Raw genomic sequence first — 15505 nt, forward strand, 5'->3', positions numbered from 1 at the left:
TTATCCGTCAAGATCGATGCTGTTGCATCAATCACCCGTGATCTCACGGCCGCGCGATCACCCCGCCGGTCATCGGCATCGGCACGCCTGTGGTGGCCGGATAGGACAGCGGCAGACCTTTCAGGCCGCGTGCGGCGAGGAAGCCGAAGGCCTGGGCTTCGATGGCATCAGACGCCCAGCCGAGCGTCTCGGCGGCCTCGACGGTGGCGGGCGCCAGCCGCTCGCGGAGGATCCGGAGCATGGTGAGGTTGCGGGCACCGCCACCGGCAACGATCCAGCTTTTCGGCGGCTTGGGCAGCAGCGGCACGACCCGCGCGATCGCCGCAGCGGTGAAGGCAGTGAGCGTCGCAGCACCATCGGCAGGCAGCACATCGCCAAGCTTCAACGCCACGAAATCGTTGCGATCGAGCGATTTCGGCGGCGGCAGCGTGAAGAACGGCAGCTCCAGCGCGCGCGCGATCCAGGCTTCATCCGCCTTGCCGAGCGCCGCGAACTTGCCCTCCGCATCGAACGCCTGGTTCATGATGCGGTACATGAAATCGTCGAGCAGCGCGTTGCCGGGCCCGGTGTCGCAGGCGATCAGCGTGTCGTTGCCGTCGATATAGGTGATGTTGGAGACACCGCCGATATTGACCACGACGATCGGCCCCTCGCGCGCCAACGATTGCGTCAGCGCCCGGTGATAGACCGGCACGAGCGGCGCCCCCTGCCCGCCAGCCTCGACGTCGGCGGCACGGAAGTCGTGCATGACGGGGATATGGATGGCCTTGGCCAGCGCCGGCGCATCGCCGATCTGCACCGTCAGCCGCTTCTCGGGCCGGTGCAGCACGGTCTGGCCGTGGAAGCCGACGATGTCGATGTCCTCAGGCCTCATCCGGTTCTGAGCGACGAAGGCGGCGACCGCCTCGGCATGGGCGCGCGTCACCACCCGCTCGGCCTGGGGCAGAATACCCGGCCGGGCATCGCGTTGCGGCAGGTTCACCGCCTCGCTCAGCGCCTGGCGCAGCAAATTACGCTCTGCCGGGTTGTAGGGCCGGTAGCCGGAGGGCCCGAACGCCTTCACCTGCCTTCCATCGGTTTCGATCAGCGCGACGTCCACCCCATCCAGCGAGGTGCCGCTCATCAAACCGAGTGCCGTCAACATCATGGGATCAGCGTCCTCAAACATCCCCTCCGGGATGCCGATCTTGTGCCAGAGGGGCACATCTTATAATGCCACAGCGCCAAGTGGCGGGCAGCAATCGAGTTCCCAGGTAGACCCTTAAATTGCTCCCAAAACAGTAAACCAAGAATTGTTGGGCATGCCGACAGATGACTGCATTTAAATCGGATTTCCTCAATACCCTGCAGGAACGTGGATTCATCCACCAATGCTCCGATTTCGAGGGGCTGGACGCGCTCGCCGCCAAGGGCGAGGCGACCGCCTATGTCGGCTACGATTGCACCGCCCCCTCGCTGCACATCGGCAACTACCTGACCATGATGATGCTGCACTGGCTGCAGCAGTCCGGCAACAAGCCGATCACGCTGATGGGCGGCGGCACCACCATGGTCGGCGATCCCTCCGGCAAGGACGAGACCCGCGCGATCCGCACCATTGCCGAGATCGAGGCCAACAAGGAATCGATCCGCGGCGTATTCGCAAAGGTGCTGAAATACGGCGATGGCAAGAGCGACGCCATCATGCTCGACAATGCAGAGTGGCTGACCAAGCTGAACTGGATCGAGATGCTGCGCGACGTCGGCCGGCATTTCTCGGTCAACCGCATGCTGACCATGGACTCCGTGCGCCTGCGCCTCGAGCGCGAGCAGGAGATGAGCTTCATCGAGTTCAATTACATGGTCTGCCAGGCCTATGACTTCGTCGAGCTCGCCAAGCGGACGGGATGCAAATTGCAGATGGGCGGCTCGGATCAGTGGGGCAACATCATCATGGGCGTCGATCTCGGCCGCCGCATGGGCACGCATCAGCTGTTCGCGTTGACCACTCCGCTGCTGACCACCGCGTCGGGCGCCAAGATGGGCAAGACCGCGCAAGGCGCGGTGTGGCTCAACGCCGACCAGTTCTCGCCCTATGACTTCTGGCAGTACTGGCGCAATACAGAGGATGCCGACGTCGGCAAATTCCTCAAGCTGTTCACGACACTGCCGATGGCCGAGATCAAGAAGCTCGAGGCGCTCGGCGGCTCCGAGGTCAATGAGGCCAAGAAGGTGCTCGCGACCGAAGCGACCGCGCTGCTGCACGGCCGCGATGCCGCCAATGAAGCGGCCGAAACCGCGCGCCGCACCTTCGAGGAAGGCACACTCGCCGAAAGCCTGCCGACGGTGGAAATTCCGCGTGGTGAGCTGGAGTCCGGCCTCGGTGTGCTCAACGCCTTCGTCAAGGCAGGGCTCGTTGCTTCCAATGGCGAAGCGCGGCGCCAGATCAAGGGGGGTGGCCTGCGCGTCAACGACGTCGCAGTCACCGACGAAAAAATGACGCTGTTGGCAGGCAATCTGACGCCTGAAGGCGTGATCAAGCTGTCCTTCGGCAAGAAGAAGCACGTCCTCCTCAGGCCTGCATAGGCGTATGAGCTTTTGATGCTTGTCAGGGCGCGCGGATGCGCGCTCCCTGATGGCAATGGATCAGAAGGCGCCCAAGGAAACGTCGGCGAAGGCGAGCAAGGGTTGCGTCGCGGCGGCGCCGGAAGGCGCCGTGCGCATCGCACTCACCGTGCTGGCGCTCTGCTTCACGCTGGCCGTCCTCGGGCGCGGGCTCGGCGACAGTTTTACGGTGTTCCTCAAGCCGATCTCGGAGAGCTTTGGCTGGGATCGCGCGCAGATCGTTTCGGTCTATTCCCTCACCTGGCTCGCCAGCGGCCTCACCGCCCCCTTCGTCGGACGGCTGTTCGATCACTCGGGACCACGCATCGTCTATGCGCTCGGACTTCTGCTGCTCGGCGCGGCGTTCCTGATCGCGGCGCACGCCCAGCATCTCTGGCAATTCCAGCTCTCGATCGGCCTCTGCGTCGGCATTGGCGTTGCTTTCATCGGCATCGTGCCGAACTCGATCCTGCTCGGCCGCTGGTTTGGACCACGGCTGCCGACCGCGATGTCCGTGGTGTATTCGGCGATGGGCGGCGGCGTGCTGGCGCTGTTGCCGGCCTCGCAGCTCCTGATCGATCACATCGGCTGGCGCGACACCTACCAGCTGTTCGGCTTTGCGGCATTGGGGCTGCTGGTGCCGCTGCTGCTGCTGCCATGGCGGCTGTTCGCCGCGGGCTCGCCGCATGTCGTGAAGAGGACCGATCCCGATTTCGTCGACAACGGCTGGACACTCCTCGGCGCGATGCGCCACCACGCTTTCTGGGGCTGTTCTCGACCTTCTTCTTCACCGCCGTCGGCATGTACGCGATCGCGGCCCAGATCGTGGCCTATCTGATCGACGCCGGCTTCCCGCCGCTGCAGGCCGCGACCGCCTGGGGCTTCTCCGGCGTCGTGCTGGTGTTCGGCATGCTGGGTGTCTCCGCGCTCGACGGCCTGATCGGGCGCCGGCCGTCCGTGCTGCTGAGCTACGCGATCTCGATCCTCGGCATCATCCTGCTCTGGCTGTTGCAGTATTCGCCGAACATCTTCCTGCTCACCGGCTTCGTCGTCTGCTTCGGCAGCATGATGGGCTCGCGCGGCCCACTGATCAGCGCGACTGCGATGCGGATCTTCCAGGGCAAACGGGTCGGCACCATCTACGGCACCATCTCGATCGGCAGCGGGCTCGGATCGGCCTTCGGCTCCTGGAGCGGCGGCCTGATCCACGACGCCACCCATGGCTACAACGCGCTGCTCGTTTTCGCACTTGCGAGCGTCGTGCTGGGGATGATTCCATTTCTGATTGTGCCGGCCTTGCGGCGCTAGGTTTCCCGACGGTAACCTGCACTCATTCGTGTCACCGGGGAACTACGGGCGGCCGTGCGCGTAGACGCCAAGAAAATGCAGGCACCTCGCGGCTGAAACCCCAGCCTGCGGTGTTTTGTCCGTCATGACGAAAATGTCAGCGTGAATTGACCTGGCGCAGCTTGCGAGGCGGTACCGAATGCGGTCCTAGTCGCAGCATTGGATGGAGGGCACAAACCAATGAACTTTCCTTATCTCTCTCGCTATCAACCGGTTCTCTTGAGCCTGTTTCGCTTCATCACCGGACTGCTGTTGTTCCAGTACGGCATGACCAAGCTCTTCCACATCCCGCAGGTGGCCATGTTCGCCAATCCGCCGCCGCTGATCTGGACGGCCGGCCTGATTGAGCTCGTGCTTGGCGCAGCCCTGATGATCGGACTGTTCACCCGCCTCTCGGCCTTCATCCTCTCCGGTGAAATGGCCTTCGCCTATTTCCTCGGTCACGTCTTCCACATCTCGAAGGAAGGCCCGCCGGTGTTCCTGCCGCTGCTCAACGGCGGTACCGCGGCGATTCTGTTCTGCTTCGCTTGCCTCTACCTCGCGGCCGCCGGTGGCGGCGTGGTCAGCGTCGATGCGCTGGTGGGCAAAGAGAGCGAGGCGACCGGCGGCGCCTTCGCGCGACGCTAAGGCGTCCTCGATCAAAGAAAAGAGGCGGCGCCCACGACAATCGCGGCGCCGCTTTTTTATCGCGTGCCCAGCACGTTCCAGATCAGGACCAGCACTGCCACGAGCAGCGCGAACATGATGATGCGGTGAACGAAGCGGCTCATTGCTGATCGCGCCAGGGCTGCGGCAGTCAGGTTTCGCGCTAAAGCGCGATGAGATTAGGATGAATCGTCATCGCGCTTTAGGTCATTTTTGAGCATGATCTTTTTCGGAAAACCGCTTCGCACTTTTCCGGATCATGCGCTAACGCCGCGCGAGGCTGCAACCGCTCGACAGTGGCCGCGATGATCCCGTCGGGCTGTCGCCCGCCTGCGCCGCCGGCAGCTGATCGTCGAACGGCGAGTTCTGCTTACCGGTATTGAACTCCATGATCTTCCGAGTCACGCCGGGAAATATTGCCGAGATCGGGTTGACGCGCATCACGGGCGCAGCCGGGGTGCCGATGACCTCGTAGGTCACGCCGATCAGTCCCTCGTTGTTGCCACCACCCAGGAACAACCCGAGTACCGGAATCTGTCCGAACATGTTGTTCAACCCGTACATCGGCACAAAGGTACCACTCATGCAAACCTGGTTGCCGGGATAGTCGATCGAGCCTTCGATCGTGGCGCCGATCATCGGCCCCTTGACCACGCCGTCACGAACCGTGAGCGCGCCGTTCTGCCGCGTGAACTCGGCGCGCAATGCACTGAAGGAAACGCCGTTCCCGGTCCCGTTGGGCGAACCAGCCGCAACCCGCTCGAGCTGCGCCTCGCCCTTCACCGTGAAGTCGCGCACGTTGATAAGGCCCTCGCGCGAGGTATTGGGCTCCGATGTCGGCGGCTCCATCGCTACCACCATCTGGCCGCCGACCGCCTTGGTGTAGGTGTCAGTGAACTTCAGTAGCGATCCCGCATCATTGGTCTGCAGATAGATCACCTCGCGGCTGCCTTGCGCGCGCCCGCCGCGCAGATCCGCTGCCACCGGGGTGTTTTGGCCGATCCGGCCGCTCAGCGTGAATGCCTTGATCGCCCCGGCGCGCTTCGACATCTTGGCATCGACGCTGCGCATCGTCTCGCCGTTGAACCCGGCGACCGTGCCAAGCTTCACATCGATGTCGTAGTCGATGTTCTTCAGCTTGCTCTTGCCGTCGTCCTTGGAAGTGCCCGAGATCGCCGACTTCAGGAAGCCGCGGCCGTCGAACACATCGCCGCGCATGGTGCCCCTGACCACGCCGTCCTGACCGCGCTCCACCTTGAGCGACGTCTTGTCGCCGTCGGATGGCGAGTAGACCGGGAAGTTCGCATTCATGAGGTCGCCGTTGGGGTCGACTTCGAGCGAGCCCTTGATCGAGGCGCCGCCGCCCTCGATCACGATGTCCTCGAGCCGCGTCGATTGCGCCGTCGGCACCACCTTGAACGTGGCCTTGCTCGCCTTACCCGGCAGCTTGACCCAGCCTGGGAGGATGTTGTCGAGCTTGACCGAGGTGAGGTCGGCCTCGATGCCGAGCTTGGTCGTTGCGTCGGGACTGCCGGCAATCTTGCCCGACACCTTGACCGGCACCGAGCCGCTGACGGCAGGACTGAGGTCGAAGCCGAGGCGTGCGCGGCTGGCATCGTCCAGCGTCGTCTGCAGCTTGACGTCGGCATCGCCATCGGTCGCCTTGCGATAATCGAGCGCGGCCGCCTGCCCGTTGATCTTGACGTCGCCCTTGACCTGGTACCCCCCGTTGTTGGCGACGATCCTGAGATTGTTGGCCTCGAGCTTCTGGTTCATCACCAGCTTTTCGGCGCTGAAGCCGTTGAGATCGGCGGTGACGGCGTAGGTGGTGTCCGCCTTGGTCAGCTCGCCCTTGACCGGCAGGCCGAGCTGGATATTCGCCGTGAACGTGCCCTTGCTGGTGTTGGGGTCGACGACGGTCGACGACAGATCGCTCAGCCGGTCATTGGACAGCATTTCGGCCGCCGCCGGCACCGGACCTTCGACGCGGAAGCGCGTCCGCGAGGGCGACGGTTTTGGCGCCATGTCAGGCACCTCGAAGGTGAAATCGGAGATCGTGATCTTGCGGCCCGCGGGCGTGTCGGCAATGCCCTGGCCGATATTCACCGTGGCCGTGCGTCCGGTCACATGCGCCCTGAGGTCGGCGTCGTGCACGACGGGCATGCCGTCGACAGGCCGGACCGCGACGCCGCTGGCCACGATGTTGACCGAGAGGCCGTCATCGGGAATCGGCGGTCCCTTGCGCGGCAGGTTACGTGTCGGCGAGTTGACGCCGACCTCGATGCGCTGGAGCGTGCCGCGCTCGATCCGCTCGATCACCCATTGGCGCAATTCAGGCACGACCAGCGTCGGCCACATCCGCTTCAAGGCGGAGGCCGACATCGGCGTTCCCGCAAAGCCGAGCGTCAGGCGCGGCTCGCCGGAATAGTCGATCGCACCGGTGCCGGCGACGCCGATCTCGCCGTTGCTGATATCGGCCTGCATCAGCAGCATGCGCTTGTGGTCGGTATCGAAGCGGAAGCCGATCGCGATGCGGTTGAAGACGAGCGGCGGCTCGTTGTCGATGCCGCCGAGCAGGATCGAACCGCCGCTGAAGCCGAGCTGCCAATCGTTCACGGTGCCGTTGGGCGGCTCAAGATGGGCCAGCAGTGTCAGACGGTTCGCGCCCGAAAGGATCTTGAACGGCGCGACCAGCACCCGTCGATTGGCATCCCATTCGATGTTGATCTCGGCCTGGTCGATCGCCATCGGATAATCGGGCGTGTCGGTGTCGATGATGTTGCCCGCGCCGATGCTGACCTTGCCGCGGAAGAATGTCGGCACGCCGTCGCGGCCGAGCTCGCCTTTCAGCTCGCCAGTCAGCGGCAGGTCGGCCGTATAGGTCAGGTCCTTGACGCGCAGCGCGAGCAGGATGTTCGAGGTCGAGACCTTGTCGGCGCGGATATCGACCGAACGCACCCCATTCTCGCTGGGTCCGATCGTGGCGCGCAGCGACCACGGATGCGCGCCCTCTTCGCCGAGGCTGAGCGCCACACCGCCCTGGCTCGGCCGGCGCAGGCTGAGCGTGATGTTCTCAAACGTCCATTTGCCGCCGCGCTGCTGGTCGTCGACGATCAGATTGCCGTTCTTGAGACCGATCTCGTTGAGGTTCTGGCCGTCGAGGCCGGTCATGCTCAGGCTGTCGAGCCAGTCGAGCCCCTGAAGAATGCCGCTTTGCGCGGCGGGTTGGGGCGCGGCCTGGGATGCATCCGGCGTTGCAGGCGCCATCCCGAAAGGCGGCGGCGGCACGCCGTTGCGGGGGAAGGTCGGCGGCAGCCCCGCTTCCTTCTTGGACGCGACGCCGGTCGCGAGCGGCTTGGCGGTGTCGCCGGCGGAGACCGTGACGGTGCCGTCGGGCGCGATCCGGATCGCGAGTTCTGCATCGACCAGGTTGAGGCTTTCGGCGCGCAGGCGACCGGTGAGAAGAGCTGTTCCCGACAGCCTCACTTCGGCCTTCGGCGCGCTGGCGACGATGGCATGGTCATGATCACGAACGATGATGTCGCGGATGCGCACGGCGATCCCGACGCGCCCGGTCCGTTCGATCTGGGTGCCGCCGACCTCCACGGTGTTGCCGTGGCCGATATTGTCCTCGATTGCGGCGGCGAGCCATGGCGTTGCCACGTCGAGATTGATGGGGCCGGCGCCAAGCCGCCACCACAGCGCGCCAAAGCAGCCGACGAAGATGACGATCAAGGAGCCGAGGACGACGGACATCCGGCGAAGCCAGCGTCCGCTCGGCAGTGTCCGGCGAAACGCCGAGGCGCCGTTACCGATCTGGAAGCGCGAGTTGGAACGCGACAACAGGCGGCGTGCGCGGTGGCCCGCCTCCTCCTCCTGGTCCTGATCCCAGTCGGCCTCGTCCCAATCCGGCTGCTCGTGATGGCCGGCGTGTCGATCGAAGTCCCGATTGTGATCCTGGGTGTGATCCTGGGGCGACGTATTCCTTGCCATTGCCTCTCGATACAGGCGCCCGTCGTAGGATTGAGCGCCGCCGGGACCGCAGCCATCGACGGGGATAGACGCTCCCCGCCCCGGCATTGCCGCCATACCTCTGATGTTCCTGCTGTTCGTCATTTCGCCCCGGGAGCGCGTTCAACGAGCAGTGGGGTGGTGCGTGGAATTCCTTGTAACCATACTCCGGCGCCGCCAAAATTGCCCAGCCGAGGGCGCGAATCCGGCACACCGGACGAGAGCTGCAATACCGCTTTGGTTGACCCGCCGAAAGCGACGAAAGGAAGGCGTATGTCCAAGAAATCCCGAAAGAAATCGTCCAAAACGCCCTCCGGCAGTTTGACCGCTAAAAAGAAGCCCGTGAAAACGCGGGCAACGACTCAAACGCGCAGCGCAAAGACACAGCCGGTATCGGCCGGCACATCAACCAGGACGGGCGCAAAATCAGCATCGCATAAGGCCGCATCGAAACGGTTAAAATCTTCTGAAAAGGCCTCCAAGCCCGCGGCTACGGCGCCCGGCGCCAAATCCGCTTTGGCCGAGGGCCAGAAGGCCCCGGCGTTCCGCCTCCCTCGCGACGGTGGCAACGTCGTCACACTGTCGGACTACGCCGACCAGAAGCTTGTCCTGTTCTTCTACCCCCGCGCCGACACGCCGGGCTGCACCCGCGAGGCGATCGACTTCACACGGCTCAAGGGTGACTTCGCGGCCGCCGGCACCGCGGTGCTGGGCATTTCGGCCGATCCGCTAAAGGCCCAGGAGAAATTCCGCGACAAGCACGGTCTCGGTATCCCGCTGATCTCGGACGAACACCATGAGATGCTGCAGGCCTATGGCGCCTGGGGCGAAAAGTCCATGTATGGCAAGACCTTCCTCGGGATTCTTCGCACCACGGTGCTGATCGGGAGCGACGGCAAAGTGGCCAGGATCTGGCGCAATGTGCGGGTCGACGGCCATGCCGACGAGGTGCTGGCTGCAGCAAGAAGTCTTTAACCAGCCCGTTAAAATCGAGCACTCCCGTTTCCGGAAAATTAACCATGACCGGCCCAGATTGCTCGGCAATTTGAGGCCGCAAGGAACCGTTCCGACCGGCGCGGGAGTGCCGATGTCGAAAAGTTCTGCCCAATATTCGCAGTACCCCCAGCATCATCCGCACGACCACGGACGGTCCTTTCACCGCCGCCCTGCTCCGGCAGTAGCTGCAGCGATTCCCCTCTCCGATACCGACGACGCCTACACCATCCAACATCACGGCAAGCAGGTTCGCCTCGGGCCCGTGGTGTTTTGGATCGTGGTCGGCACCGTCGTTCTGCTCGGGCTCTGGTCGGCGGCAACCGCCACCTATTTCGCTTTTCGCGACGACGTGCTGACACGGCTGATCGCCCGCCAGGCCGAGATGCAGTACGCCTATGAAGACCGCATCGCCGAGCTGCGCGCCAAGGTCGATCGCGCCACCAGCCGGCAACTGCTCGACCAGGAACAGTTCGACCAGAAGCTCGACCAGATCATGAAGCGCCAGACGGCGCTGGAGTCCCGGGCCACGGCGCTCGGCGCCATGCCCGACGTGACCGGATCGATCCCCCGCGCGGCGCCGCAGCGTGGCGAGGCGAACCAGACGACCCAGGGCACGCCCAAACCGTCGCCGATCAGCGACACCGTGATCTTCGTGGCGCCGCCTGACCGAGAGGCGCGACTCGAATCGCGCGCACCTGCCGTGATCGCCCCGCCGGTCAATCAATTCGCCAAGAACCAGGGTTTTGACAATGTCCTGGTCCGGCTCACGAACGCGCTCGATCAGGTCGAGCGCCGCCAGGTCGCGGCGCTCAACGCCGTCGAGGAAGGCATGGATTCGCGGATGCGGCGGATGCGCGGCGTTGTCAGCGACCTCGGCCTGAACCTCGCCAGCCTCGAGGCCGCGGTGCCGCGCGCGCCGATGGGCGGTCCGTTCGTGCCGGTGAAGCTCACGGCGAACGCCGGCCCCTTCGAGAAGCAGCTCTATCGCATCAACGTCACCCGCGCCGAATTGGACCGGCTCAATCGCACGCTGGCGCAGGTGCCCTATCGCAAGCCGGTCGTCGGCGAGGTCGAATTCACGTCCGGCTTCGGCGTGCGCAGCGACCCCTTCCTCGGCCGGCCGGCGATGCACACCGGTCTCGACTTCCGCGCCGCGACCGGCGATCCCGCGCGCGTCACCGCCAACGGCAAGGTGGTCTCGGCCGGCTGGTCCGGTGGTTACGGCCGCATGGTCGAGGTCGATCACGGCAACGGTCTGTCGACCCGTTACGGCCACCTCTCCGAGATCAACGTCAAGGTCGGCGAGATCGTGAGGATCGGCCAGGTCATCGGCCTCGTCGGCTCGACCGGTCGTTCAACCGGTCCGCATCTGCACTACGAGACCCGCATCGACGGCGAAGCCGTCGATCCGCAGAAGTTTTTGCGTGCCGGCGTGCGGCTCAGCGCCGGCTAGGCCCCGCACGTCGGCCCTTCGCGCCGCCAGCTCTGATTACTGGCTGTGCTCGTGGCCGACCTCGCCGGTGATGACGTCGCCGAACAGCTCCCAGGCCTGTCCGTTGAAGCGCATCAGCTGCATCTGCTCGATCGGGAAATAGTCATCAGGTGAGGTGTTGACCATGATGCCCGGCAGCATCAGGTCGGTGTGAAAGTTCTTCAGGCTGGCCGCTTGCTTCATGACGTTGTCGCGCGTGAGATTGTCGCCGCACTGCCTCAGGACCTGCGCCATCGCCTCGGCCTGCACGTAGCCATAGAGGTTGTTGGCGTTGGTCTTGTCGCCATCAGGATAATACTTGTCCATGAACCCCCGCCACGCGATCACCGCCGGATCCTTGTCCCAGGTCGGATCGGTCGGATCTTTCAGATAGGCCGTCGAGATGATGTCCTTGGCATATTCGAGCCCGGCGGGCTTGAGCACCGAGGCGATCGACGTTGCGGTGTTGGCCAGGAAGAATTTGGGCTTCCAGCCGAGCTCACCGACTTTACGGATCGCCTGGGCCGAGCCCTTCGGCGCGGCCCATGAGAAGAAGATGTCGGCGCCCGAATCGTGCAGCGCGACAATCTGCGAGTCGATCGAGGGATCGCTGACCTCATAGGATTTGTCGGCGATGATCATGCCAGCCTTGTCGCCAAGGCCATCTTTCAAGCCCTTGAACTGATCCTTGCCGGCGTCGTCGTTCTGCCAGAACACCGCAATCTTGCCATCAGGGAAATTGTCGAGGATGTATTTTGCGTAGATCCGCCCCTCGCTCTGGTAGTTGGGCTGGAATCCCATCGTCCACGGAAAATTCTTCGGGTCGCCAAACTTGGTGCCGCCGGAGGCAACGAAGAGCTGCGGCACTTTCTTGGCGTTCATGTACTTCATGATCGCAGAGTTCGAGGGCGTGCCGAGCGCCTGGAAGATCAGCAGCGCCTCGTCGCTCTCGACCAGCTTGCGCGCCTGCTCGATCGCCTTCGGCGGCGAATAGGCATCGTCATAGCTGATGAAGTTGATCTTGCGCCCGTTGATGCCGCCCTGATCGTTGATCATCCGGAAGAACGCCGCCTCGGTCCTGCCGATCACGCCATAGGACGACGCCGGCCCGCTGTAGGGCATGATGTTGCCGATCTTGATTTCGGTGTCGCTGGCGCCGGGACCGTATGTCTTCTGCGCCAAAGCCGGCGTCGCGACGAGTACGCCGGCAACGAGCATGGCGAGGGCAGCGAGGTGTTCGCGACGACCCGGCATTGGTCTCTCCCTGGATTTTATCGTTCTTGTTTTGGGAGAGTGTCGCAAGGTGGCCGGCTGCTGGCAAGCGGCAGGATTTTCCGCGAAGTGAAACGATCGGACTGGGAACTTACCCGACGCGCTGCAACACTCGCAGAGCCCGTCCGTCGATCACGATCAAGGCGCTGCCGATGATGATTGCGCCGCCTATCTCGTGCATGGACATCGGCTCACCCAGCACGAGCCATCCCAGCAGGATGGCGGTGACGGGGATGAGCAGCGTCACCAGCATGACGTTTGTTGCGCCTGAGCGTCGTATGATCTGAAAGAAGACGATGTAGGCAAGCGCGGTCGAGAGCGCGGCGAGGCCGAGCACCGCTAGCCAAGTCGCAAGGCCCGGCATCGGGTGCCGCCAGGGCTGCTCCACGACACCTGCGACGATCGCCATCATCACCGTTGACGCCATCAGTTGAAATGCCGCCGTGCCGAGCGGGGCTGAGTCCTTCAGCAGCCTGCGCGCGGCAAGCGCCGCAAAGCCATAGCTCAGCGCGCCCCCAAGACAGAGCAGGATGCCGATCCCTTGCCCGCTTCGCGTCTCGATTCCCGATCCCCGCAGGATGATCACGCCGGCGATGCCCAGCGCCACGCCAGCCACCCGCCGCGCCTGCAAGGTTTCTTCGCCCGCAGCGGCCATCACCAGCACCGTGAACAGCGGCGTGGTCGCATTCAGGATCGACGCCAGCCCGCTCGGAACGAGGGTCTGCCCGATCGCGATCAACGAGAACGGGATGACGTTGTTGAGCAACCCGATCGCGACAAACGGTGTCCAGCCGGCGACGCCCTTGGGAAAGCCGATCCCCTGCATGCGCAGAAGCGGCAGCAGCATGGCCGCGCCGAGGACGACACGCAGGAACACCAGCGTCAGAGGCGGCAATTCTCGCAGCGCGGCGCCGTTGAAGAAGAACGAGCCACCCCAGAGGATCGAGAGGACGGCAAGCAGCGACCAGTCCCGCGCGTCGATCCGGTGGTCGTTCGGAGACATAGGTTTCACCTCGGCGGGGCGAGCTTGCTCGCCTAGGACAACATCCTGCCACCCGATTTCCGTTGAAGTCTGCAATTCCAAGTCATCAGCGGCAAACGCAACTGGTCTGCGCCAGCGTTAAGACGGCTGCTTCGGCCGCGATACCAGCTCGATCATCCTGCCTTCGTCGTCGTCGGGCATTGCGGCCTTCGCCTGCGCGTAAGCATCGACCGCAGCCCGCGAGACCAGTGGCTTGCCCGCGAGCAAGCTCTCGGCCAGCTTCACGGCATAGGCGGCATCCTTGTGCCGCAGCGCGGTCGTGAACGTCGCGCCGCTGAAATCGCGGGCGACCATGCGCTTGGAGTGGCGCTGAACCTGCGGGCTCGCGGCAACGCCCGCCTGGATCGACTCCAGCACCAGCGTCATATCGAGCCCGGCCTGCTCGGCGATGGCGAGGCCCTCGGCAAGGCCGGCGATCTGGATCGCGCCCATCAGATTGTTGATCAGCTTGTAGACCGTGCCGGAGCCGACCGCACCGAAATGCCTGACGGTCGAGCCGATCGGTTCGAGGAAGGGCCGCGCGCGCTCGAGGTCGGCCGGGTCGGCGCCAACCAGCAGTGTCAGCTTTCCGGCCGCTGCCGCATCCGGCAATCCCGTCACGGGACAATCGATATAGATCAGGCCACGCGCATCGAGCTCACGGCCCATCTCGCGCGCGTGGTCATAGGAAACGGTGGAGCACTCGATGGCGATGGTGCCCGCCTTCGCGGCCTTGGCGGCGCCATTGGGGCCGAGCCAGACCGCGCGCGAGGCTTCGTCGTCGGCGACCATGGTCACCACGGCATCGGCGTCGATCGCGGCATCCTCAGGCGAGGTCGCCCACTTTGCGCCGCGCGCGATCAGGTCTTCCGCTTTGGCCTTGCTGCGGTTCCACAGCGTGACCGTGAAGCCGGCGTCGAGATAGCGGCCGGCCATGCCATGGCCCATCCGCCCAAGCCCGATGAAGGCCACGCGGGTCATCGCTAATCCACGTCCTCGACATCGCCTGCAGTGGTGCCGAAGGCGCGCTGCGCCAGCGTCGCGGCCATGAACTCGTCGAGCTCGCCATTGAGCACGCCCGACGTGTCGGAGGTCTGCACCCCGGTGCGCAGATCCTTCACCATCTGGTAGGGCTGCAGCACATAGGAGCGGATCTGATGGCCCCAGCCGATGTCGGTCTTGGCGGCCTGGTCGGCCGCGGCCTTCTCCTCGCGCTTCTTCAGCTCGATCTCGTAGAGGCGCGCGCGCAGCATGTCCCAGGCCTGCGCCCGGTTCTTGTGCTGGGAGCGGCCGGCCTGGCAGACCACCGCGACGCCGGTCGGGATATGCGTCAGGCGCACCGCGGATTCGGTCTTGTTGACGTGCTGGCCGCCGGCGCCGCCCGACCGCATCGTGTCCGTGCGGACGTCGGATTCCTTGATGTCGATCTTGATGCTGTCATCGATGACGGGGAAGACCTGCACGCTCGAAAACGAGGTGTGGCGCCGCGCGTTGGAATCGAACGGCGAGATACGCACGAGGCGATGCACGCCGGCTTCCGTCTTCAACCAGCCATAGGCATTGTGGCCGGAGACCTGGATGGTCGCGGACTTGATGCCGGCCTCTTCGCCTTCGGACTCTTCGAGATACTCGACCTTGAAGCCGTGATTCTCGGCCCAGCGCGTATACATGCGCAGCAGCATCTGCGCCCAGTCCTGGCTCTCGGTGCCACCGGCCCCGGCATGGACTTCGAGATAGGAATCGAAGCGGTCGGCCTCGCCCGAGAGCAACGCTTCGAGCTCGCGCCGCGCGACTTCCTTCTTCAGGTTCTTCAGCGCAGCTTCGGCTTCGGCCACGACGCCGTCATCGCCCTCGGCCTCGCCGAGCTCGATCATGCCGATATCGTCTTCGAGCTCCTGCTCGACCTTGCCGATGCCCGAGAGCGAGTCCTCCAGCGAGGTCCGCTCCTGCATCAATTTCTGGGCTTTCTGGGGATCGTTCCAGAGGTTGGGATCTTCTGCGAGCTTGTTCAGCTCAGCGAGGCGCGCCGTCGATTTCTCGACGTCAAAGATGCCTCCTCAGCAGCCCGACTGACTGCTTGATCTCTTCTACCAACCGCTCGATTTCGGGGCGCATGTCGTTCTCTGGTTTCGCGGAACTGGTTCCGCGCACAATTGAGA

The 15505-nt window shown here is 64.3% G+C and carries 10 protein-coding genes and 1 pseudogene; 5 read left to right on the forward strand and 6 right to left on the reverse strand.

Features of this window, described 5'->3' with window-relative positions:
* Positions 1-43: 43 nt before the first annotated feature.
* The gene (locus XH80_RS36930) at positions 44-1147 is read right to left on the reverse strand and encodes an anhydro-N-acetylmuramic acid kinase (RefSeq protein WP_271602873.1); all 1104 of its coding nucleotides are present in this window, start codon (positions 1145-1147) and stop codon (positions 44-46) included.
* Between the two features lie 164 nt (positions 1148-1311).
* Here XH80_RS36930 and tyrS point away from each other — a divergent pair, with 164 nt between their 5' ends.
* The 3 genes and pseudogenes from tyrS (at position 1312) to XH80_RS36945 (ending at position 4557) form a co-directional block, all read left to right on the forward strand.
* Complete coding sequence (tyrS, locus tag XH80_RS36935) at positions 1312-2565, forward strand: tyrosine--tRNA ligase (RefSeq protein ID WP_271602874.1); 1254 nt, start codon at positions 1312-1314, stop codon at positions 2563-2565.
* A 55-nt stretch (positions 2566-2620) separates the two neighbouring features.
* Positions 2621-3891: pseudogene (locus XH80_RS36940) on the forward strand (MFS transporter).
* 219 nt (positions 3892-4110) lie between these two features.
* Entirely contained in the window at positions 4111-4557 is a 447-nt protein-coding gene (locus XH80_RS36945) for a DoxX family protein (RefSeq protein WP_220003344.1), read from the forward strand.
* Positions 4558-4839: 282 nt separating this feature from the next.
* On the opposite strand, the gene XH80_RS36950 is transcribed toward XH80_RS36945, so the two are convergent.
* The gene (locus tag XH80_RS36950) at positions 4840-8655 is read right to left on the reverse strand and encodes a YhdP family protein (protein ID WP_271603316.1); all 3816 of its coding nucleotides are present in this window, start codon (positions 8653-8655) and stop codon (positions 4840-4842) included.
* A 204-nt stretch (positions 8656-8859) separates the two neighbouring features.
* Here XH80_RS36950 and XH80_RS36955 point away from each other — a divergent pair, with 204 nt between their 5' ends.
* On the forward strand, positions 8860-9561 hold the full coding sequence (locus XH80_RS36955) for a redoxin domain-containing protein (RefSeq protein ID WP_271603317.1): 702 nt from the start codon (positions 8860-8862) through the stop codon (positions 9559-9561).
* A gap of 112 nt (positions 9562-9673) precedes the next feature.
* On the forward strand, positions 9674-11035 hold the full coding sequence (locus tag XH80_RS36960; RefSeq protein ID WP_271602875.1) for a M23 family metallopeptidase: 1362 nt from the start codon (positions 9674-9676) through the stop codon (positions 11033-11035).
* Between the two features lie 36 nt (positions 11036-11071).
* On the opposite strand, the gene XH80_RS36965 is transcribed toward XH80_RS36960, so the two are convergent.
* From XH80_RS36965 to prfB, 4 genes are all read right to left on the reverse strand, one after another.
* Entirely contained in the window at positions 11072-12307 is a 1236-nt protein-coding gene (locus XH80_RS36965; protein ID WP_271602876.1) for an ABC transporter substrate-binding protein, read from the reverse strand.
* A gap of 109 nt (positions 12308-12416) precedes the next feature.
* Entirely contained in the window at positions 12417-13328 is a 912-nt protein-coding gene (locus XH80_RS36970; protein WP_271602877.1) for a DMT family transporter, read from the reverse strand.
* Between the two features lie 117 nt (positions 13329-13445).
* Positions 13446-14327: an NAD(P)-dependent oxidoreductase gene (locus tag XH80_RS36975; RefSeq protein WP_271602878.1), complete on the reverse strand. Its 882-nt coding sequence runs from the start codon at positions 14325-14327 to the stop codon at positions 13446-13448.
* Positions 14328-14329: 2 nt separating this feature from the next.
* Positions 14330-15461, reverse strand: a protein-coding gene (gene prfB / locus XH80_RS36980) for a peptide chain release factor 2 (protein WP_157083446.1) whose coding sequence is annotated in 2 segments (ribosomal slippage) — positions 14330-15391 and positions 15393-15461 — 1131 coding nt in all. Because the reading frame shifts where the segments join, the coding sequence is not laid out codon by codon here.
* Between the last annotated feature and the right edge of the window lie 44 nt (positions 15462-15505).

This window comes from Bradyrhizobium sp. CCBAU 45384, from assembly GCF_028128665.1.
Classification (GTDB): domain Bacteria; phylum Pseudomonadota; class Alphaproteobacteria; order Rhizobiales; family Xanthobacteraceae; genus Bradyrhizobium; species Bradyrhizobium manausense.